This is a genomic window from Acinetobacter sp. CAU_H_60, from assembly GCF_058599385.1.
In genome coordinates this window covers 2,651,883-2,673,524 of the sequence record NZ_CM178653.1, presented here as the reverse complement: position 1 = coordinate 2,673,524, position 21,642 = coordinate 2,651,883, and the positions used below count along the sequence as shown (strand labels likewise).

The 21,642-nt window shown below is 43.4% G+C and carries 24 protein-coding genes; 7 read left to right on the top strand and 17 right to left on the bottom strand.

From position 1 onward, the window contains the following. The first annotated feature begins 58 nt into the window (after positions 1-58). Entirely contained in the window at positions 59-1,288 is a 1,230-nt protein-coding gene (gene craA, locus AC4MBN_RS12725) for a chloramphenicol efflux MFS transporter CraA (RefSeq protein WP_491880307.1), read from the top strand. Between the two features lie 210 nt (positions 1,289-1,498). Here the strand turns inward: craA and AC4MBN_RS12720 are convergent, their stop codons facing one another. The 5 genes from AC4MBN_RS12720 to AC4MBN_RS12700 all read right to left on the bottom strand — a co-directional run bounded on the left by AC4MBN_RS12720 (position 1,499) and on the right by AC4MBN_RS12700 (position 6,809). Further along, positions 1,499-1,795, bottom strand: a complete 297-nt coding sequence (locus AC4MBN_RS12720) for a DUF3817 domain-containing protein (protein WP_419374510.1) — start codon at positions 1,793-1,795, stop codon at positions 1,499-1,501. 127 nt (positions 1,796-1,922) lie between these two features. Then, positions 1,923-4,025, bottom strand: a complete 2,103-nt coding sequence (yccS, locus tag AC4MBN_RS12715) for a YccS family putative transporter (RefSeq protein ID WP_491880961.1) — start codon at positions 4,023-4,025, stop codon at positions 1,923-1,925. Between the two features lie 205 nt (positions 4,026-4,230). Next, on the bottom strand, positions 4,231-4,773 hold the full coding sequence (sodC, locus tag AC4MBN_RS12710) for a superoxide dismutase [Cu-Zn] SodC (RefSeq protein WP_419364100.1): 543 nt from the start codon (positions 4,771-4,773) through the stop codon (positions 4,231-4,233). Positions 4,774-4,883: 110 nt separating this feature from the next. After that, a complete protein-coding gene (locus AC4MBN_RS12705) occupies positions 4,884-6,032 on the bottom strand; it encodes an AI-2E family transporter (RefSeq protein WP_491880306.1) in 1,149 nt (382 codons plus the stop codon). A 132-nt stretch (positions 6,033-6,164) separates the two neighbouring features. Then, a complete protein-coding gene (locus tag AC4MBN_RS12700) occupies positions 6,165-6,809 on the bottom strand; it encodes a ParA family protein (protein WP_419364104.1) in 645 nt (214 codons plus the stop codon). A 123-nt stretch (positions 6,810-6,932) separates the two neighbouring features. Here AC4MBN_RS12700 and AC4MBN_RS12695 point away from each other — a divergent pair, with 123 nt between their 5' ends. Then, positions 6,933-7,400, top strand: a complete 468-nt coding sequence (locus AC4MBN_RS12695; protein WP_004787020.1) for a Holliday junction resolvase-like protein — start codon at positions 6,933-6,935, stop codon at positions 7,398-7,400. A 26-nt stretch (positions 7,401-7,426) separates the two neighbouring features. Then, positions 7,427-8,011 (top strand): hypothetical protein, encoded by a 585-nt coding sequence (locus tag AC4MBN_RS12690; protein WP_491880305.1) that lies wholly within the window; start codon positions 7,427-7,429, stop codon positions 8,009-8,011. Here the strand turns inward: AC4MBN_RS12690 and AC4MBN_RS12685 are convergent. Then, positions 8,008-8,634: a class I SAM-dependent methyltransferase gene (locus AC4MBN_RS12685; protein ID WP_419374508.1), complete on the bottom strand. Its 627-nt coding sequence runs from the start codon at positions 8,632-8,634 to the stop codon at positions 8,008-8,010. The two genes, AC4MBN_RS12690 and AC4MBN_RS12685, sit on opposite strands and share 4 nt — an antisense overlap. Before the next feature lie 181 nt (positions 8,635-8,815). Here AC4MBN_RS12685 and AC4MBN_RS12680 point away from each other — a divergent pair, with 181 nt between their 5' ends. Continuing rightward, positions 8,816-9,379 carry a hypothetical protein gene (locus AC4MBN_RS12680; RefSeq protein WP_419364111.1) on the top strand — a complete coding sequence of 188 codons (564 nt, stop codon included), beginning with the start codon at positions 8,816-8,818 and terminating at the stop codon, positions 9,377-9,379. Positions 9,380-9,600: 221 nt separating this feature from the next. Here AC4MBN_RS12680 and AC4MBN_RS12675 read toward each other — a convergent pair whose 3' ends face one another. Further along, the gene (locus AC4MBN_RS12675) at positions 9,601-9,933 is read right to left on the bottom strand and encodes a HopJ type III effector protein (protein WP_491880304.1); all 333 of its coding nucleotides are present in this window, start codon (positions 9,931-9,933) and stop codon (positions 9,601-9,603) included. 166 nt (positions 9,934-10,099) lie between these two features. On the opposite strand from AC4MBN_RS12675, the gene crcB reads away from it, so the two are divergent. Next, positions 10,100-10,480: a fluoride efflux transporter CrcB gene (gene crcB / locus AC4MBN_RS12670; protein ID WP_419364114.1), complete on the top strand. Its 381-nt coding sequence runs from the start codon at positions 10,100-10,102 to the stop codon at positions 10,478-10,480. A 75-nt stretch (positions 10,481-10,555) separates the two neighbouring features. On the opposite strand, the gene AC4MBN_RS12665 is transcribed toward crcB, so the two are convergent. Continuing rightward, complete coding sequence (locus tag AC4MBN_RS12665; RefSeq protein WP_004787006.1) at positions 10,556-10,807, bottom strand: type B 50S ribosomal protein L31; 252 nt, start codon at positions 10,805-10,807, stop codon at positions 10,556-10,558. A gap of 97 nt (positions 10,808-10,904) precedes the next feature. Further along, positions 10,905-12,203 (bottom strand): ABC1 kinase family protein, encoded by a 1,299-nt coding sequence (locus tag AC4MBN_RS12660; RefSeq protein WP_004787005.1) that lies wholly within the window; start codon positions 12,201-12,203, stop codon positions 10,905-10,907. A gap of 288 nt (positions 12,204-12,491) precedes the next feature. On the opposite strand from AC4MBN_RS12660, the gene AC4MBN_RS12655 reads away from it, so the two are divergent. Then, on the top strand, positions 12,492-12,698 hold the full coding sequence (locus tag AC4MBN_RS12655; protein ID WP_034701512.1) for a DUF1737 domain-containing protein: 207 nt from the start codon (positions 12,492-12,494) through the stop codon (positions 12,696-12,698). A 30-nt stretch (positions 12,699-12,728) separates the two neighbouring features. On the opposite strand, the gene AC4MBN_RS12650 is transcribed toward AC4MBN_RS12655, so the two are convergent. Further along, entirely contained in the window at positions 12,729-14,087 is a 1,359-nt protein-coding gene (locus AC4MBN_RS12650) for an MATE family efflux transporter (RefSeq protein WP_491880303.1), read from the bottom strand. 40 nt (positions 14,088-14,127) lie between these two features. Continuing rightward, a complete protein-coding gene (locus tag AC4MBN_RS12645; protein ID WP_491880302.1) occupies positions 14,128-14,586 on the bottom strand; it encodes a DMT family transporter in 459 nt (152 codons plus the stop codon). Positions 14,587-14,712: 126 nt separating this feature from the next. Between AC4MBN_RS12645 and hemW the strand changes: the two genes are divergently transcribed. Further along, the gene (gene hemW, locus AC4MBN_RS12640) at positions 14,713-15,867 is read left to right on the top strand and encodes a radical SAM family heme chaperone HemW (RefSeq protein WP_419374504.1); all 1,155 of its coding nucleotides are present in this window, start codon (positions 14,713-14,715) and stop codon (positions 15,865-15,867) included. A gap of 99 nt (positions 15,868-15,966) precedes the next feature. Here hemW and AC4MBN_RS12635 read toward each other — a convergent pair whose 3' ends face one another. From AC4MBN_RS12635 to hemF, 6 genes are all read right to left on the bottom strand, one after another. After that, on the bottom strand, positions 15,967-16,251 hold the full coding sequence (locus tag AC4MBN_RS12635; RefSeq protein WP_419374503.1) for a hypothetical protein: 285 nt from the start codon (positions 16,249-16,251) through the stop codon (positions 15,967-15,969). A 376-nt stretch (positions 16,252-16,627) separates the two neighbouring features. Further along, entirely contained in the window at positions 16,628-16,837 is a 210-nt protein-coding gene (locus AC4MBN_RS12630) for a cold-shock protein (protein ID WP_004786992.1), read from the bottom strand. A 359-nt stretch (positions 16,838-17,196) separates the two neighbouring features. Next, a complete protein-coding gene (locus AC4MBN_RS12625; protein ID WP_166135889.1) occupies positions 17,197-19,020 on the bottom strand; it encodes an acyl-CoA dehydrogenase C-terminal domain-containing protein in 1,824 nt (607 codons plus the stop codon). Positions 19,021-19,406: 386 nt separating this feature from the next. Further along, positions 19,407-20,195: a shikimate dehydrogenase gene (gene aroE, locus AC4MBN_RS12620; RefSeq protein WP_491880301.1), complete on the bottom strand. Its 789-nt coding sequence runs from the start codon at positions 20,193-20,195 to the stop codon at positions 19,407-19,409. Between the two features lie 98 nt (positions 20,196-20,293). Next, entirely contained in the window at positions 20,294-20,500 is a 207-nt protein-coding gene (locus AC4MBN_RS12615; RefSeq protein WP_005233693.1) for a hypothetical protein, read from the bottom strand. A 150-nt stretch (positions 20,501-20,650) separates the two neighbouring features. Further along, a complete protein-coding gene (hemF, locus tag AC4MBN_RS12610; RefSeq protein WP_491880300.1) occupies positions 20,651-21,598 on the bottom strand; it encodes an oxygen-dependent coproporphyrinogen oxidase in 948 nt (315 codons plus the stop codon). Positions 21,599-21,642: the final 44 nt, after the last annotated feature.

The window sequence follows — 21,642 nt, the reverse complement described above, 5'->3', positions numbered from 1 at the left end:
TCTATTTTAGATAAAGTTCGGTCTGCTATTAACAGATAGACTGGCAATAACAACTCCCATGCAAAATGCCCAAACCCACAAACTGACCCGTGCCACACTGATGTTCCCACTGGCACTGGTTCTGTTTGAATTCTCCGTCTATATCTGTAATGACCTGATCCAGCCGGCCATGTTAGCCATTACCCGTGATTTTGGCGTGAGCAGTTCCTGGGCACCATCTTCCATGTCCTTTTTCCTGCTAGGTGGAGCATTTGTTGCCGCAATTTTAGGACCCTTATCGGACCGTTTAGGCCGTAAAAAAGTCTTGCTCGGTGGCGTGGCATTTTTTGTGATCTGCTGTCTGGCGATTTTACTCACACCGAATATTCAAAGCTTTCTGTTCCTGCGCTTTTTACAGGGTTTTGGCTTGTCCTTTATTGCTGCTGTGGGGTATGCCGCGATTCAGGAAAATTTTGAAGAACGCGATGCCATTAAAGTGATGGCACTTATGGCCAATGTTTCCTTACTGGCACCACTTTTAGGGCCAGTGGTCGGCGCCTTTATGATTGACCATGTCTCATGGCACTGGGGTTTTATCGGCATCGCCTGTCTGGCATTTTTGAGCTGGTTTGGACTAAAAGCGAAAATGCCGAATCCAAATATCAGTATTCCCAAACAGCCACTCAGCTATATTATCGATGACTTTAAGCAGGTCCTGAAAAATAAGCGTTTTGTGGTCATGACTATGGCATTGCCACTGGTGAGCTTGCCATTGATGCTATGGATTGCCTTATCTCCCGTGATTCTGGTTGAAGAACTAGGCTTGAGCAGCATGCAATATGGCCTGGCTCAGTTTCCGGTATTGGGTGGCCTGATTCTGGGTAATATCATTCTGCTGAAAATTATCGATAAGATACCGCTTGGTAAAACAGTGATGCTGGGTGTGCCATTGATGTTGTTTGGAACCATTTTGCTTTTAGTGGGAATGCTGATTCCGGATTATTTTCTGCATTGCCTGATTATCGGTACCACTTGCATCAGTCTGGGAGAGGGGATCAGCTTTTCGGTATTGTACCGTTTTGCCTTGATGTCATCTGAAGTGTCTAAAGGCACGGTTGCGGCAACGGTATCTATCTTGATGATGCTGAGTTTCTTTATCGTGATTGAAGTGGTCAGAATTGCTTATGAAGCTTTTGATCTTTGGGCTTATTGCGGTGCCTCGTTTATTTTAATTGCGCTGTGGTTTAGCTTGCCGCGTATGCAGCTGAAACAGGTGATGCAAGAAAGGAAAGGGCGAGGGGAGTTTTAAAGCTCCTGCCTTTTAAATGTTTAATCAAATGAAGCTATTTACTTTATGTACCTCAAATAAAAGTATTGAATGTTCTCTCTCCCTATGGGAGAAAGTTAGAGAGAGGGAAATATTAATAAAATAACCTCACCCTTGCGCAGCAGTGCTGCTCATCTTCTAAAAGGCGAGGGAACGTCCATTATTGATTTAATAATGATTAGAATCCAAAAGTTAAGCTTTAGCCGGCTGCTCTAACTTTTTTAATTTCATATCAAAGATAAATGGTCCAAATGGCAGAATCGAAGCGATCAAGCCCAGAATAAACATACTCAGAGACCATTTCTGTTTTTCGCATACTGCAAATAACACTACAAGAAAAAGTACGAAAAGAACGCCATGACCCATGCCGATATATTTCACCAGAATCGGATTATCCATCATGTACTTGACCGGCATTGCAATAAATAACAGCAGCAGAAATGAAATACCTTCAAGCAGTCCAACCAGACGTAAAGTTTTAATATTCACGCGCACTCACTCTTCTATGTTCTATTCAGTCAGGCTTGAGTGTACCCAATCTGCCGATTTAAGCAAAATGAAATTTATAGAATAAAATGAATTATTTTAAATACTTATATCCTAGTGCTCTGCTTGGTTATTTGATTTCAACTGCCAGTAATTGCTGTCTTAGAGACAATAATTCAGGCAAGGTTTCCAGTAAAAGACTGATCTGTTTAAGTACTAGCAGCAGGTGGGTGGAAATATGTTCCTGCTGACTCAGTTGCCGGATTTCTGCCAATTGGCCTTGAATGTCCTGCTGCGGTACATTTTCAGGATTTGATAGGGCAGAGGTTAAGGTCTGCTGACAGGCAGAAAGCAGTTGCAGAATTTGCGGATCAGATACCTGTTCACGATGGCTACCCAATGCGGAAATATAACTGAGCTGACTGTGGCTATAAACCAGATAACGGAAGGCATTGCGAATCAGCACCGGATCTGGATTCGGTTCGGTACTTAGACTGGAAATCATATTGGAAAGGTCAATCTGGGCATTGTGGGCCAAACGACGTGCTGTCCGGTAAGCAATGCTATTATTTTTGCCGTGTTGATATTGCTCCAGAATAGCCAGTAAATAATTTAACGTCGCTTGGGAAGATTTTTTGATGTTGCTGGAAATATTACGGAAATTCCAGTCTGGCCAGATGCAGCTGACCGCCAGCCAGGCGATCAGACAGCCAATCAGGGTATCGATAATTCTCGGCAGAATGACTGCATAGCCAGCGCCTTTCAGATTAAAAATCAGCAGTACCACCAAGGTCGCCATCAGCGTGGCCATAGCATATTTCTTGGAGCGCAAATAGAAAAAGCCGACACCGAAAATCACAGTAAGCAGCAACTGACCTTCAATACTTGGCACAAAATACAGGATTGGAATACCCAGAATGACGCCGAGCAATGTACCCAAAGTCCGTAGTTTTAAACGGCTTTTAGTGGCGAAATAACTGATCTGGCAGACAAACAGACTGGTCAGCAATATCCAGTAGCCATTTTTGGCAAAGGGCAATAGAGAAATTGCATAGCCGACCAGAAAGACCAAAGCGATCCGTACCGCATGACGAAACAGCGCCGATTGCGGTCCCAAATGGGGTTTTAATTTCAGCCAGAAATCAGCAGGTCCACGCAGATCATCATCAAACAGGCTGGAATCATCAAAATGCTTTGGATAATCCGGACGGTAAATGGCTTGTCCATCCTGCAAATGTTGCAGCTGTTCATGCACACTCAGCAGATTGCTCAGAATGAGCTGTAAGTTTTTCACTTCAATATTCTGGGGGTGCTGCGCAATCCAGTCCTGCATAGAGGCTTCTAATGCTTGAAGCGCCCGCTGATGCTGTTCAGGAAGCTGATAAGTTTCGTTGCGTAGTACACATGCAGCCAATTGCTGGCAAGCAAGTGCCTGCAAGTGAATATTTTTCTGAATCCGAAAGATCAGATCGGTACGGCTAAAATGCTGGTGAATCTGCTCATAATGCAGATAGTTGGCAGTCGCCTGCTCATGGATATCTTGAGTCAGAAAATAAAGATTCAGCCAGTAAATAGTTTTATGATTCGGACGTGAGGCTTTGAGTCGGGTCAGTAAAGAATCTTTGGTACGATTAAAGCTTTCAATGACTTGGGTATTTTTTAAGGAAAGCTCATAGAGCAGCGGCTCAACATTATTCTGATTATCAGGATCAAATAATTTGGCTTTGGTCGATAGCAGCTCCGCCATCTGTTGCAGGTTGATGGACAGATTTTCCTGAACCTGTAAAGTTGGACGAATCAGGTAAAACAGAATCGAAGTCAGGCCATACCACAGCACACCAACTACAAAATACAGCGGCTGCTCATACCAGTGTCCATATTCTCCCAAGCCAAACATGGTGTAAATGGACAGCAATACAGTGCCAAAAGAAATAGTGGCATAACGCTGTCCCAAAGCCCCCATTAAGATAAATACGGCACTAGAAAGTGATAACCACAGTGCAAACCAGACTTTATAGGAGTGCAGAAATTCCAGCATGCTACTGACTGCAAAAAACAGCAACATGACCAGCCCCAGATTGCGCAGCCTTAAACTTAAACGGTCATCAAAATCGGTCAGAGCAGTGGCAATTGCCCCTAAAGTGACCGGAACAATCAAGGCCTCATAGCCGAGAAGCTTTAGACCAAAAGTTGTCCCTGAAAGCACAATGAACATCTGCAAACAGTAAGTCATCAAGGCACTGGACTGAAAAGGCAACAGGGCTTTTTTAAGTATGTGATGAAGAGGATGCAACGTGGAATCTGAGCTATTCACAAGAATATGATCCGTGGTATTTGACTGCCGGTTTTGAATGCAATTTAAGCGCCAATTTCAAAAGAAATATCTACTAAAAAACGGGCAAGAAGCCCGTTTTTGAATGCTAATAATCTGTGATAAATCAGATCACGCCGCACGCAATACGTTCACCGCCGCCGCCTAATGGTTGCGGTTCATCTGAATAGTTATCACCGCCTGCATGAACCATGATGGTACGACCCTGAACATCTGCCAGTTTCAGGCGTGGCGCAAGCAGAGTCACACGTGCTGTACCATCAGTGTTTACTTTAAGGGCTGGTAAGTCACCCAAATGACCCGTCACTGGTGTGCCATGATGAGGTGCCTGATTCGGGTTGTAGTGACTGCCGGCAGCAAGTGCAGCACCTGGTTTGCCATCTTTTTCACCCGGTGCACATGAACCATTTTCATGAATGTGGAAACCACGCTCACCCGCAGGAAGCTGTTTCAGATTAGTACGAATCACCAAGCCAGCCGGGCTGTCACTCAATAATACGGTACCAATCGATTCACCGACGCCCTGTGCAGAAACTGCATTCAGGGTCACGGTTTTAACATTTTCAGTCGAAGTAGAGGTTGAAGCGCAACCGGTAAAAAGTGCTGCACTGACTGCGCACAAAGCTGTAAGTTTAAATAATGAAGACATAATTATCACACCTTGATCTTTATTCTGCTTTTCGGAATCTATTGAAACAGAGCAAGACCAAAAGCACTATAGAAAATCAGTACTTAAATGTTTTAATTTGTTTAAGCCAGTCAGTCTTGTGATTTCGGTGCCTTGTTACGGCGCAGACGGAATTTTTTCTTCGGTTCAACCTCATGCGCCATAGTGGCTTTAGGCATCATCAAAGGTTCGTTCAGGTTGCTTTCATGCAGCCATTCACGCCAGATGGCCAGTAGTACCGCCAGAATCACTGGTCCAATAAAGACACCGACCAGACCAAAACTGGAAATGCCACCCAAGACACCAAACATGATCAGCAAGAATGGAATTTGTGTTGCGCCTGAAATGACCAGTGGACGAATCACGTTATCCGCTGTACTCACAATACAGACACCCCAGACCATGACGCCAACGGCTTCAATAGTCTGTCCTTGCGAGAACAGCCATAGCGAAACTGCACCATAAGCAACCGGAGGGCCAAAAGGGATTAAAGCAAAGATAAAGGTGATAATGGTCAGTACCATCGGGTTCGGTACGCCAGCCACAAAGTAGCTGATACCTGCCAGCAAAGACTGGGCAATTGCTGTTAAGCCTACGCCATAGACCACCGCACGTGTGGTATCTGAAATTGTCGCCAGATAATGATGAATACGTGGACCGACTACCATCTCAAAGGCTTTACGCACCTGATTCAGAATGGTATGGCCATCGCGATAGAAGAAGAATAACGACAGTACGGCAAAACACAGCTTGAAGACATTTTTACTGATTTCATTCAGCACAACTTTACCGTAATTCAGATGACCCTGAATCCAGACGGAAATGGTCTGTGCAATGCTATTTGGATCGGCATTTATCTCATTCAGGGTACGGGTAATTTCCTTACCCACAAGTGGCAGGCCGCGAATAAAATCAGGAACACTAAGATGACCTGAGAATACCTGTTTTTGTAATTCAAAATACAGATTCCGGCCTTCGTGTTGCAGCATAAAAATGGCAAAGATAAAAGGCAGACCAAATACCAGAATTACACCCAGAATCATTATAGTCGCGCTCAGCGTCGGCCGATTGCCACTCATTCTTAAGATCGACTGATACAGCGGCCAAGTCATGTACGCAATAATGGCTGCCCAAACTACAGGAATGATGAAATACTTGAGTATGTGAAAACTCAAAAAAATCAGAATGAAAAACAGTCCAAATAATAAGACTTTTTGTAGTGTAGGCGCGTACTGTTGCACTGAATTTAGAAGCTCATTTTTTTAGGTTGTGTCAGGCATATTAACTGAAAAAAAAGCGATCGAAAACGATAGTGCAGGAAGTAGTACGATTATTTTCCCAAGAATAAAAAGAAGAGGCTAAAAATAACAGAACTAGAACCATTGGCTTGGATCGTCAATAATGGCATTCAATAAAGGTTGCCATTGATCCTGTAATTCCCGGTACATCTTCTGCTGTTTATCAAAAATAGACAGGCCTTGCATGGCCAGCCGGCTATAAGGCGCACGTTCAGAAATCCAGGCGACCGGTTGCTGATCAATTTTATTGAAAAACTGCTGAATGTCCTGATTGCTGGCTGCATTAGGTTTGGTGCGGTTAGCGAGGAGCAGAATTTCAACCTTGCCTTTACGGATACGTTTAATATCATGCAAATGCTTGAGAAAACGGCGCGTAGAATCAATATCAAAAAATGAAGGCTGCAGCGGGGTAATGATGGCATCTGCTTCACTAATTAGCTGTTCAGCATGATCTTCATTCAGCGCTCCGGGTGCATCGATAATCAGATATTCCAAGTTTTTAGGCGCATCTCCAATCGATTTGGCATTTCGCCAGTCCAGACTCTGAATCGGTGCGGCATCTTTTGGGCGATGTTTCAGCCATTGCAAGGTCGATTTCTGGCTGTCCGCATCAGCCAGAGCAACTTTATAACCCTTTTGTGCCAGGGCAGCTGCCAGGCTAATTGCAGTAATGGTTTTACCACAGCCACCTTTCTGATTTGCAACTAAAATAGTTTTCATGACCCGGGATGATTTAATTCTGCTCCCGCCTAGCATATCATTCTTTGCAGGCTTACTGGATGGCAGACCCTTTCAACTTCAGTCGAAGGTAGGCAGCAAAATAAAGCAGATTAGGAAGATTGAATGTCCATTGGAATGGCCATGCTGATTGGTGCCTGTATTGGAGTAGTTTTAACTACCCTGATTCTGGGCCAGACGCGAAATGGTCGAATTAAAGCAGAATATGAACAATATATTGCCGAGCTGGAGCTGGAACATCAGCAAGCTTTAGTTGCTGCACAAAAACGCAGTGTGAATACCAGTCGTGCGGTACTCAAAGGCAAAATGGCCGAGCAGTTGGCACCGATCATGCCAGAGTTTCAATATCTGCCTAGTGATGCCAAATTTTTAGGTGATCCGGTGGATTATGTGGTCTTTGATGGCTATACCGATTTTCGTGACGGTGAGGGGCTGGCTGAAGATATTGAAGTGGTGTTGATTGATATTAAAAGTGGTGGTGCACGTCTGACCAAAGGCCAGATGGCAATTGCTCAAGCCATTCAGGAAGGGCGGGTACGTTTTGAGACTATCCGGATTGATTTTGAAGACTGAAGGACAGCAAGCTTCAACGCTACACTATGGATAAACTGATTATTGCCGCAGCACTGTTTGCGCTTGGACTATGGATCTGGTCGGAATACTTTCGGGCGATTCCGAATCTGGAGCAGGCCGGAGTACTCAAAAATTTTCAGGTAGAATCGATTGAGCCGCATCAGGCTGAATATCGCATACTGGCTAAACAGTATTATGGGCCTGAGCGCCGTACCATTCATCCAGCCAGTCCGGTGGTGGGAAGTTTTAATGATCTGGCCTATGTCAGCAATATTGATCTGTTACTGGCCGCAACGGAAGTATCCAGTGCTATATTTAAACCATTCAAGCTTGAGCAGGACAGGCGTTGTTTTAATATGACCGCTACAGACGCACAGGCCAATCCTGCGAACATTCAACCTCATTTGCTGAACCTGAGTGTGATTGCCGCCAGCGAAGCTGTTGCCAATAAGGTTCGCCATTTAAAAGCAGATCAGTGGATCTGGCTGCAAGGCGACTGGGTACAGGTCAAATCAGCGACCAGCCAGCAAGAATTTCAGGTTGGAATAGGCAATCCAAGATCAGCCCAATGCCGGCTGTTTAGAATAACTGATTTAAAAGTGCTGGATTAAAGCGGTTTATGTGCTCGTGCCAGCAGCATACGCTGACCAATCTTTGGAATACCTTCTGCATCGATATAATGAACTTCATCCAGTTCAAACCCAGCCTCTAAAAGAGCGGTTTCAATATCCCGGTTAAGATGACAGCCATCTGCCACTTTCTTCTGGATCGGGGTGAGTAAATGCTGCAAGCGCTGAATGTTGAGATGCTCTCGGTTTAATACATGCTCAACCAGATGAAAATGACCGCCTGGCTTCAGAACCCGGTAAATTTCATGCAGACTTTGGTGCAGATCCGGAATACTGCATAAGGTCCAGGTTGATACGATATTTTCCAGACTATTTTCTGCGAAAGGCAGAGCTTCTGCACGGGCCTGAATCTGTTCGACTGCAAAAGGGCTTTGACTGATGCGCTGCTCAGCCAGTTTAAAAATGTCCAGGTTAGGTTCCAGCGCATAGACTCTATCGACGGCCTGATAAAAAGGCAGATTCAATCCTGTACCGAAGCCAATTTCTAGGACTTCACCTGTAATAGGCAACAATAATTCACGGCGTAAATTCATCAGGGATGGGGTCTGCATGACCTGATTCAGCAGATGCGGAAAAATATGTTGTTGATAGAATTTATACAGCATGGTCGCATTCAAATGATTCTTAGACAGGCTTAGATTAACTGAAAATAACAGGGTTAGCTAAAGCCCTCCACTCACCAAAATTGATCAACTTGTTACTAATTTCAACTATTTATTCATTAAAAAAATCGTACTATCAAACAAGATATTCTTGAAAAAAATTTGATGGAATAAAGACAGAATTATGTTCAAACATCTTCGATACTATGCTTTGGCGGCCAGTCTTTTTCTGCCGCTTTATGGTCACACTTCTGTAGACCATAATGTTGCCAAAGGGCTGCCACCGATGGCCAAAGACCAATCTATTTCAGTCTTGCAGCCGTTTAAAGGTGATTTCCGCATTCTGGGATCAAAAATTTATACCGACGACGAGCAGGCTAAGTTCTCTCCGATCGATTATGCGGTGAGTTGGGGGTTGTTTGCACAACCTGAAATTGCCCGGCACATTACAGTCAATCAGTATAACCGTTACCTGAACTGGAAAATGGATCGCGTACCAGTGCCCATTGAACAGGCCAAACAGATGGTATCCAATATGCACATCATCCCTGCCAATCCACAAATTGCCAAAGCGATTAAACAGGTGAAACGTGGTGATCTGGTGCGTTTGCAAGGTGAGCTGGTGGAAGTACGTGATAAAGACCTTGTCTGGAAATCTTCTTTAACCCCAACCGATACCGGTGATGGTGCTTGTGAGGTGTTTCGGGTCAGCTCAATCAAGTGGATTGAGAAAGTAGGTAAAGGTTAACACTGGAAAACTTAGAGCTTTCTGAAAAGGGCGTTTGGAGTGCTTCTGAGTGGTTTGACTTTCTTGATATTTAATTTATTTTAAACCTTATTGTTTTTCATTTTTAAATTGAACTACTTCTCCAAAAATAATTTTAATCTTAAATACGAATGTCATCTTGTTTTGTTAGTTTGATATAAAAAACCGCCAGAAATAGGCGGTTTTTTATTTGGCAGAATAACTTATTTGGCAGCCAGTGCTTCACCTTCAAACTCAATGCTATCCCAGCCATTTTGCATGAACTGGCGGATATTCTGGTGATCTGTTGCTTCTGGTGTGGCCAGTACAGCCGCATAGTGTTCTGCAAACAGGCTCAAGGTTTGTGCCTGATCCAGACCATTCAATTTGGCAAATGAAAATACTTTGGCACTGCCTTGGTTTTCAGTGGCAGCATTGGCCTGTTGACCATTTTTGAATGCAGTTGGTGTATGAGTATAGCGTGCATCGATATATGCAATCACATCTGCAAACTTAGCTTCGCCCGCAGCCAATTGAGCCAGTAATTCCTGAGCCATGTGGATTCCCTCTAGACTTAAATCAATTTGAATGGCGTCGAATATACCAATTTTTTGGCAAAGATCCATGTTCATTCTGCAATTTTAGGTGCATGATGTTATTCATTATTCTCGTCCCACATGGTGGCTGACGAAAGATTTAAGATCGAATAAAGACGGAGTAAACATGAACTGGCTTTTGGTGGCAATGGGAGGCGCGATTGGGGCAACACTGCGTTATGGAACAGGAATGTTGATTGCCAAGCCACAGATGCTATTTCCGTGGCCGACCTGGTGGATCAATATTATAGGCTGTATGTGTGCCGGGATTTTCTTTGCCTTTAGCCAGAAATACAGTTTCCTGCAAACTGAAGCACGGTTATTTTTGATGGTAGGCATCTTGGGCGGCTTTACGACTTTTTCCAGTTTTGGGCTAGAAACTTTTCAGCTGCTTAAGCAGGGTGCAGTTACAATCGCCTTGAGCTATGTGATCTCTAGTGTGATTGTCGGAGTATTTATGCTGGGTGTGGGCTTTTATTTCACCCAGTTGGCTTTGGCGCAGGCATAAAAAGTCAGGAAATTGGAGGTAATTTCCTGACATAAACCACGATTTAAATTGAGAGAGAAATCGGAGGTTTTAAGTTTAACCACGTTTAAAACGGGCAAAACGTTTGTTAAAGCTCGCTACGCGACCTTCATTGCTGGTTTGACGTTGCTCCCCAGTATAAAACGGATGTGAAGCACTTGAAATATCCAAGGTGACATAAGGATAGGTTTTACCTTCATATTCCTTGGTCTGGCTAGAAGTCATGGTGCTGCCAATCACGAAGTAGGCATCAGCATTGGTGTCATGAAATAAAACTTCTCGATATTCTGGATGAATGTCTGGACGCATCGTAATATTCCTCTTGTAATTTAAGAGTAATGTTATAATGTAACATTTGGTGTTTCAAGTGAAGTAGGGTTACAGCTTGTAAGCTTATTACTTCAACCTAACTGCGACTTGGCACAATTTCCTCAAATACATCACTCAAATCATCATGTACTTTCAAATGAATCAGGTTCCAGTATTGTCCGGAAATAGTACGGTTCACCATCAGGGTATCTGGCGACGGTTTGAATACATCCCAATATTTCAGAGAAGGTTTGAGCAATTCCATTCCATCATGATGTGCTGAGTTTTCAGCAAAATCATAATTGGTAGTTAAAGGACGCATCAGTACTTCTAGCCATTGTTCATACAGATCGGCCGGGAATTTTCCGGTTTCTGTCAGGGTATGCAGGGCATCCAGTTGCTGTTCAATGGTCGAAATATCCTTATCACGGGCTGCATGGATCAATTCCTTGAAATGAGTAATGATCTCGGTAGAAAGGGTTTTAACACCGCCGTAATCGTAAATAATCACCGAGCCATCTTCACGGAAGGCAAAGTTCCCTGGGTGCGGATCACAATGGAAACGTTTCAGATAGAAAATTTCCTGACCAATCGCACGGAATAATCGGCGGCCTAGGGCATTACGGGTTTCTAGCGGCCATTGGCTGGCCGTTTCCATACTTTCACCCTGTTCCAGGCTTAGGGTCAGAATATGGCGGGAAGAATACTCACTAAATACTTTCGGAATTACAATTTGGTGATCGAGCGATTCATGAAAGGCACGCGCCACTTCCAGATTCTGAGCCTCAATTTCATAATTGAGTTCATTGTCCAGACTATGCTGGATTTCCTTAAATAGCTGATCCTGCAACTTGCGGTCAATTTTAAGTACACCCATCAAACGCAAGGCGAGACGAACCTGTTTCAGGTCACTTTCACAGGCTTCTTCCACTCCCGGATATTGCACCTTGACCACAACCTGCTGGCCATCGGGTAGCGTCGCTTTATGCACCTGTCCGATCGAGGCTGCGGCAAAAGGCTGCTCATCAAACTGCTGGAATAGGTCCTGCAAAGATTTGCCTAATTCTTTTTCGACCTGTGACTGAATCTCTTTAAATGGCATCGGTGGAGCCTGACGCTGCAATTTGGAAATGGCTCGAGCAACTTCAGGCGGAAAAATATCTTTATATTGCGAGGCAATCTGGCCGACTTTCATCACCGCACCTTTCATTTCCCCCAAGGTATCAGCAATCTGTACTCCAATATCCTGAAATAATTTACTGCGTGCAGCATTTTTCTGCTCTTCATCCGCAGTTAAATTTTTAATCGAATTGGATAGGGTTTTACTTGCAATACTTGCGGTCATTCCAGCCAATTTCATAAAGCGGCGACCAGGCGTTCGAGCCGTTTTTGCCATGCGAGATTCCTCAAAATCACCATTTTTATGGGTGTATCTGATCATAGGTGACAAACTATAAATTGCCTATATTTAATTGTAGATGTTATGTTGCAAAGCTTCTCAAAGTATTCATATTTGCTTGATATTGTTCATTTGATTTATGCAATTTTTAAACCAACTCGGCGTATGTACGGCAGTTTTTAAATCAATTATTTAATTATTCTGGAGAGAGCAAAGCATGATTTTTAAGTGCCTTTCCATGATGAAAGTCTTAAAATAATCGCATCTCAAGATCAAGAAATTTCAATGAAAGTCTATCGATATTTTACTGGCAAAGATGATGTGAATTTTTGTGCCCGTGTGACCAAGGCACTCAATGAAGGCTATGAACTTTATGGTGCACCGACCATGACCTTTAATGGAACAGATGTGATTGTGGGGCAAGTGGTGATTAAAGAAGTCGCAGATGAGTCGGAGATTCCACAGGGATTAAAAGATGCATTAAATCAGTAATTCAATGCATCTTTTTAAATAATAAGAGGATTAGGCACGCTGGCTTAAACGTTTATTATTGCCATAAAGTCGTGCCAGCAATAAAACACAGGCCACGCTCAGACCGACAATCAGACCGACCCAGACGCCTGCCGCCCCCATATCTCCAAAACGGGACAAATAAACCCCCACCGGGAAGGCAATCACCCAATAGGCAATCATGGTGATCCACATCGGACCTTTGGTATCCTGCATGCCGCGTAAGCAGCCTGCAGCACTGATCTGCCAGGCATCCATCAGCTGATAGGCCACAGCAAAGAGCACCAGATAAAGCGCGATCTGGGTCACCATCGGGTCAGAGGTATAGAGCGCTACGATTTCACTACGGAACACCCAAAGCATCAACATGATCAGCAGAGCCAGAATCGTCGCAGTCATCAGACCTAAGCCTTGCACTCTACGCATGGCATCCCAGTTCTGTTCACCATAATAAGTTCCCACCCGAATGGTCAGTGCAATGGCGAGAGACATGGGAATCATGAACAATTGCGAGGTAACGGAAATAGCAATCTGGTGAGCGGCCACAATGGTTTCACCTAATGGACTCAGAACAATCGCTGCGGTACTAAAAATACTCACTTCAAAGAAAATTGCCAGTCCGATCGGAAAGCCCAGCTTTAAAATCCGTTTCAGCCAATACGCATTTAGCTTTTCCCAGTGACTAAATGGCTGACTATTTTGATAAACCCGATTTTTAAAAATATACAGTGCCAGACTCATTAACATGAGCCACTGCAGAATTGCGGTGGCAAAACCACAACCTGCACTGCCCAGCGCAGGTATTGGACCAACTCCATACATAAAAATGAAGTTCAATGGAACCAAAAGCAGTAGCGCCATGAGGCTAATGGCAGTGACCGGACGTGGATAACCAATGGCTTCAGAGTAGCCACGTAAAGCCGCATACATGGTTACAGCAGGCATACCAAAGCCGATGGCATGCAAAAACAGGCCAGCTTTAGGTTGCAGACTTTCTGGAACACCTAGTAAAGGTAAGGTGAGTGGCAAAACTTGTAAAACCAGACCCGCAATCATCCCCAGGATGAATGCAACCCATAGTGATTGCCGCGCAATTGTGGCGATTTTTTCAGGTGTACGTGCGCCTTTCGCTTCCGCTACCAAAGGTGTAGTAGAAATCATAATGCCACTAAACAGTAGCATGACTGGAATCCAGAGGCCGACACCAACCGCAATCGCTGCCAGATCAGTCGGTGAGAGACGCCCGGCCATAATCGTATCAATCAGGCCCAAACCTGCTTGGGAGAATTGTGTGACCAGAATGGGCAACATCAGATGAAACAGCTGTTTTAATTCATAACGACAGGTTGTGGCTGTCAAAACATTCGACACAAAAATTACTCATTAGTGATCATGTGCTTAGAGATAAGGTTTAGCGTTGTAAAGTGAGAAGCACACCAATAAAAATCACCACGCCACCTAAAAGACGTTGCCAGTTCACCGGCATTTTTTCATTGCCCAGCAGACCAAACTGATCGACGATCATGGACATCACCATCTGACCAAAAATAATCATTCCAGTCAGTGTCAGGAAGCCCATTTTGGGAGCAGCATAAATGCTCATGCTAATTGCATAAACACCCAAAAATCCACCTAACCAGAGATACCAGGGAACTGCCATCAGCTCCTGTAAGCCTGGTTTGGGATGTGACTGAAATAGCACGATGCCGGCAAGCACTATTGTACCAATCAAAAAGGAAAAAAATGCAGCTTGAATAGGAGAATATAAATATTCTTTTAATTGGGTATTAATAGCCGTCTGTAAGGTCAGCAAGCCCCCGATTGCAAAGACCAAAGGCAGTAAAATGAGGAGCTGGGAAGATATTTTCATAATTTTAACTATCTAATTCTATTTAAATTTTTAGGCATTAGGTGATGGCGATTTTAATTTTAGCAGTGTTGTTGCCGAGTCATGTTAAAATTACGCTAGATCTTGTAGTTGTTTTTGAGTAGTTCTTTGGCTGAATTGAATCCTGCACTTATTCCCTTATCCCTGTATATCCATATGCCGTGGTGCGTACGTAAATGTCCGTATTGTGACTTTAACTCGCATGCCGTACCTGATGGAAAACTGTCTTTGGACCTGGAGCGGGAATATCTGCATGCGCTGGTAGAGGACTTTAAAACTCAGGTTGATTTTGCCCAAGGCCGTTCGATTCATAGTGTATTTATCGGTGGGGGAACGCCGTCACTGATCTCTGCTGCAGGTTATCAATGGCTATTTACCGAACTGAAAGCACTGATTCCTTTTGAAGAGAATTGTGAAATCACACTGGAAGCCAATCCGGGTACAGTGGAGCATGATCCATTCGCTGGATATTTAGCAGCTGGTATTAATCGTCTTTCGATAGGCGTGCAAAGTTTTAATACCGAGCATCTGAAAAAGCTGGGCCGAATCCATAGCAATCAAGATGCGATCTCGGCGATTGGCTTGGCGCGTGACGCAGGATTTCAGCGAATTAATGTAGACTTGATGCATGGCTTGCCTGGACAGACACTGGAGCAGGCACTCAATGACCTGAAACTGGCAGTCGAGAATGGCGCTACGCATATTTCGTGGTATCAGTTAACCATTGAGCCGAATACCGTGTTTTTCCGTACTCAGCCGATTTTACCGGTCGATGAAGTACTGGAAGAGATTCAGGAACAGGGCGAGGCCTATTTAAAAGCCAATGGCTTTATCAATTATGAAGTCTCTGCCTGGCGTAAAGAATTGCCATCGGCACATAATCTGAATTACTGGCAATTTGGTGATTATCTGGCCATTGGAGCAGGGGCACATGGCAAAGTGACTCAACCGGATGGTGTTTACCGTTTCCAGAAAACCCGTTTGCCTAAAGACTATTTAGCCAAAGTGCCAGCAGAAAATTTGCAGTTTAAGCGCATCGAAGCGGTAGATATGCCGTTTGAATTTATGATGAATGCTTTACGTTTAAATGATGGCGTGGAAGCAAAGCTTTATCTTGAACGAACAGGCTATAGTTTGGATACACTGAGTGAATTATTGACTTCACTGCGCCAACGTCAACTGATGGTAGAAGATACAGAACATCTGGCATGTACTGAGCAAGGTCACATCTTTTTAAACTCTGTGCTGGAAGAGTTTCTTTAATTGCCTAATCTATCTAAATAATTAATCAAGTTTAAAAAAGCCCGATGAGTTACATCGGGCTTTTTCTTCTCTCTCCACTATGCATTTAAGCCATTCGGATTAACGATACTTAGGCGGTAACTTGTGATGCGGGCCATTGTGATGGTTTTTGTTGAAGAAACCCTTATGGTCTTTCTTGCCAAATTTATCATGACGATCATGCTGGTTAAAATGCGCTTTAGGAGGTGCTTTATGGAAACCACCTTTATGCGGCATTGGTTTCTTATCAAAATGATGCGCTGATGGCGTTGGATGACGATGATCCGGTCCAGGAGCCGCCATTGCTGACATGGTAGCTGTTGTTGCGATCAAGCCAATCATTAAAGAAGAAACTAATTTATTCATGATAATACTCATATTTATTTAATGAGTTCATCATAGGAGTCAGTGATGTAGGGAAGATGGAGCTGTAGACAAGACTTTTGTAAATTTCAGGATTTCTGTCAAATTTGTATTTAAGTAGCTAATAAATAATAATTTTAATTAAAACTTCTATATTTTTATGGGCAATTTTTGATTTTAAAATCATCAAAATTCTTCTCAGTTTCTTCATGTTTTAACCTGATTAAAATTAGATGAAGAGATTTGGGACAAGATGATGAATGAAAAGCGAATATTTAATTATCTTTTAAATTTAATTAATTGATCTGGAAACTAAAATTAGCCAATTTAAGGTACAAAAAAAGCACTCTAATGAGTGCTTTTTTTCATCTTCGCAATATTAGATTGCAGTGATGTTAGTCGCTGTAGGACCTTTTTGGCCTTGAGCTACGCTGAAAGAAACCTTTTGGCCTTCAGCTAAAGTTTTGAAACCTGAACCTTGGATTTCGCTGAAGTGAGCGAAAACGTCTGGACCATTGTCTTGTTGAATGAAGCCAAAACCTTTAGTTTCGTTGAACCACTTTACTGTACCGGTAACTGTGTTAGACATAATATAACCTATTGAATCTTATGGATTTATAGTCAAAATTTCAGATGACTAGCTGTAACTTTGAAAAATAAAAAGGATGGAGCTTATTGATCTTTAAAACGAAGGTTTATGACTAAAACTGCGATACTTAAAAGAAGACTAACCAAAACAAGAATTTTTCTAGTTATCGCCATCATACCCTGTATTTATAGATATTCAAGTAAATTATATGGATTATTTAATAGGCGTCTGAAAATTATAGATATAAATTTGTGTAGTTTGTGTACGCAGCAGATTTTTCTTTGTATCAAGTCATCATGTTGACACATGAAAAAGAGCGCCGTAGCGCTCTTTTTAAAGCTAAAACCTAAACTTTTGACTTAGTAATCAAAGCTGAAATGTTCTGCTGCCAGTGAAGTCATGGTCTTTGATGGATTCACCATTGCTTCCGCATGGCCTTGGGCACGTGGCAATAAACGCTCAAAGTAGAAATCCGCAGTTTTGATCTTCGCTTTGTAGAACTCTGGAACTTCTGCACCATCACCAGCAACCAGTTTTGCTGAAGCAACCGCAGCTTGTTGTGCCCAGAAGTAAGCCATCATGACGTAACCCGAGAACATCAAGAAGTCCACAGAAGCAGAGGATACGATATCACGGTCTTTACGTGCTGCCAGCATGATACGTACAGTGAGTGCGTTCCACTGTGCACATAGCTTGGTCAGATCCCAGGCAAAACGGCGCATGTATTTATTGCGTGCATGCTGACCACAGAATTTCAGAATTTCAGCGGTGTAATCACGAATCACTTTACCTTTAGAGGTCAGCAGGACTTTACGGCCAATCAGGTCAAGCGCCTGAACGCCAGTCGTTCCTTCGTACAGGGTAGAGATACGTGAGTCACGAACGATTTGCTCCATGCCCCATTCTTTGATGTAACCATGACCACCAAATACTTGCATACCGTGGTTCGCTGCTTCATAACCCATTTCAGTCAGGAAGCCTTTCAGAATAGGGGTATAGAAACCTAAGTGATCATCCTGCTGTTCAAATTCAGCAGTATCACCACGCAGCAGGGCATCATTCATGTTATCTGCAATTTGTGCTGCATGATAGATCATGGCACGACCACCTTCAGCAATCGCTTTCTGGGTCAATAGCATACGGCGCACATCGGCATGGTGAATGATCGCATCCGCTACTTTTTCTGGATCTTTTTTGCCAGACAGGGCACGCATCGACATACGTTCTTTAGCATATGGCAATGCACCCTGGAACGATAATTCTGCATGACAGATACCTTGGATTGCGGTACCAATACGCGCGGTATTCATGAAGGTAAACATGGCATGCAAGCCTTTGTTTGGCTCGCCAATTAAATAACCTACTGCATTGTCAAAGTTCAGTACAGCGGTTGCAGAGGCACGGATCCCCATCTTGTGTTCAATCGAACCACAGTTCACCGCATTGCGTTCACCGATACCACCATCTTCAGTAGCAATGAATTTCGGTACGATGAATAAAGAAATGCCTTTGGTGCCTTGTGGCGCATCTGGAAGACGTGCCAAAACGATGTGTACGATGTTTTCAGTTAAATCGTGTTCACCCGCAGAAATGAAGATTTTAGTGCCTGAAATGGCATAAGTACCATCAGCTTGTGGTTCAGCTTTAGTTTTTACCTGACCCAGGTCAGTACCACATTGTGGCTCAGTCAGACACATCGTACCTGACCAGGTACCTGCAACCAGATGCGGTAAATAGGTATTTTTCTGTTCATCAGTACCATACTGGATAATGGTATTGATACAGCCCACGCTCAAACCTGGATACATCTGGAAAGACCAGTTCGCTGTACCCATCATTTCTGATTTGATCAGGTTTAAAGACATCGGCAGGTTTTGACCGCCAAATTCCTCAGGATAAGACAGACCTTGCCAGCCACCTTGTACGAACTGATCATAAGCTTCCTTGAAGCCTTTCGGTGTACGTACTTCGCCATTTTCAAAATGACAGCCTTCTGCATCGCCGGTCTGGTTCAGCGGAGAAAGTACATTTTCACAGAAATCTGCCGCACCTTCTAGGATCATGTCTACCGTATCTGCATCGGCATATTCGCCATTTGACAGTTTTTGGTAATGTGCAGGGTAATCAAGCACTTCATTCATTAAGAAGCGAATATCACGTAAAGGAGCTTTATATGCTGGCATGCGTTTAATCCTGATTAAAATAGTTTTGGATTATCTGTATCGATTCTATGATTATTCACATTGGGGATAAAAAAACATTGATAAAGACAACAAATAAAAATGTCAGAAAAGCGAATCGAGAAGATCAGACAAGTTTAAAGATTAAATAAAGGAACTCTCCATCTTTAAATAAGGCACTTATATTGAAAAATGCTTATCTGTCTGGACTTTAATCAACATTTAGGGAGATTGTCTAGGGGTATTTTTGTATGAATTGTACACGAATGTTAGGGTCTAATCATTGGATAAATCATGTCATTAAATCCAATTTAATTTTATTATTTTTAATGAAAGGAAAAGAGCGAACGGATTAATGGCTAACCCGTTCATCTCAAAAATATTCAGAATTAAAGAAAATCTTTCAACTCAGGTTTTACTCCGTTCCAGATATAAAAAGATTCAATGGCCTGACCGACTAGCATGCCGAAACCTTCAGAGGAAGGGATGCCACGGGCTTTGGCTTGATCCAGGAACGTGGACGGTTTGCCATAGGCCATTTCATAGGCATGTTTAAACTGTAGAGCTTCAGGTAGTACCAGCGCATCACCGCTAAGACTGGCAGAAGTCGCATTAATTACGATATCAAACTTACCGGCCAACTCAGTTAAGGCAATGGCTTGTAACTCCGCTTGAGGCACAGCGTCTTTTAGATCGGCAACCAGTTGTTCTGCACGTGACAAAGTACGGTTAGCAATGACAATCTTCTTCACACCGGCTTGTACCAATGGATAGATAACGCCACGGGTCGCACCGCCAGCACCAATAATCAGGATATCAGTATTTTCCAGAGTCCAGTCAAGAGCACGAATAGCCTCGACTAAGCCTTGTCCGTCAGTATTATCGCCATGCAGAATGCCATCTTTCATCCATAGGGTATTCACGGCTTTGGCGATTTTGGCGCGTTCGGTGAGGACTTGGCATTGGGCAAAGGCCTGTTCTTTGAAGGGCACAGTCACATTCATGCCAATACCGCCCTGAGCAAAAAATTCCTGGATATTGGTTGTGAAACCATCCAGTGGAGCAAGGCGTTTGGTATAGGTCAAATCGACCCCGGTTTTGGTAGCGAAAGCCTGATGCAGTTCAGGAGAGCGTGATTGTTCGATGGGGTTGCCAATAACGGCAAATTGCTTGCTCATTTCACCATATCCATGTGCAGAAATGGCCATTAATATACGTGAAAATGCAGGAGGGCTAAAGCCTGTCAGTAGTGAAAAGCAGGCTAAAGATTAAAGGTTTAAGAACTACAAATCTCAATAATATGTTCGACAAAAAGCAAGGCCATACTAAATAAGGTTCCGGCAATCGTGAGGACACTCACAAAAATGGCAACTACATCTAGAATCAGGTTATGACTGATAACAGCGGTACTAATCGCACTAATACCCAGCGCCAGAAATAGCCAAAAGGCCAACGTAGCAGGATTAAGGTGAAGCTTAAACATTGTTATTTTTACCTAGCAGAATTTATCTTTATCAGAGTCAAGATTAAGGAGTAGATCCTGAAATATCTTTCTGAGTTGCAGTATAGAGGATTTATCCATTAAAAAAGCCCTCCATCTGAGGGCAATTTGTATTTAAATATTTTGATTGCTTTATTTTGTTTTTAATTCTGTTAACCAGTCATGCGGTTTAAGGTAATAATCGGTCAAGCGTTTTTCTGCTGATCCTTCAGCCCATTCCGGGCGATATAACCAACCGGTAAGAGGTGGCAGGCTCACCAGAATTGATTCAATCCGGCCACCCGTCTGCAGGCCAAACAGTGTGCCACGGTCATATACCAGATTGTATTCCACATAACGGCCACGACGATACAGCTGGAAATCACGTTGTGCTTCAGTATAAGGCTTGTCTTGGTTACGCTGGAAAATTGGCAAAATGGCCTCTAAATAGCCATTGCCTACAGCCTGCATATACTGAAAACAGGTTTCAAAATCCCATTGATTCAAGTCATCAAAGAATAGGCCACCGACACCACGCTGCTCATCACGATGTTTTAGATAGAAATAATCATCACACCATCTTTTATGTTCCGGATAAACCTCTTCGCCAAAAGGCGCACACAGATCATGCGCCGTCTGGTGCCATGAAAGCACATCTTCATCATTTGGATAGAAAGGGGTAAGGTCAAAACCGCCACCAAACCACCAGATCGGATCCTGACCTTCTTTTTCCGCCACAAATAAACGTACATTGGCATGTGACGTTGGAACATTCGGATTTTTAGGATGGATGACTAAAGATACACCCATGGCTTGAGCTTTGGCTCCGGCAATATTTGGATGACGTTCAGTGGCAGAAGCGGGCAGTTTGGAAATATTGATGTGAGAGAACATCACACCGCCTTTTTCAATCACCGTACCATTTTGCAGCACGCGTGAACGGCCACCGCCACCTTCAGGACGTTCCCAGTCATCAATCATGAATTCGGCTGTGCCGCCACCGGCACGTTCCTGCTGTTCCAGCGCGGCACAAATCCGGGCTTGCAGGTCGAGGAGAAAATCGCGAACGCGTTGAATATCTGCAGAGGTAGGATGCTGCATCAGAACCCTCATAGGGAAATAAAAAGACTGCTTACATCAAAGCA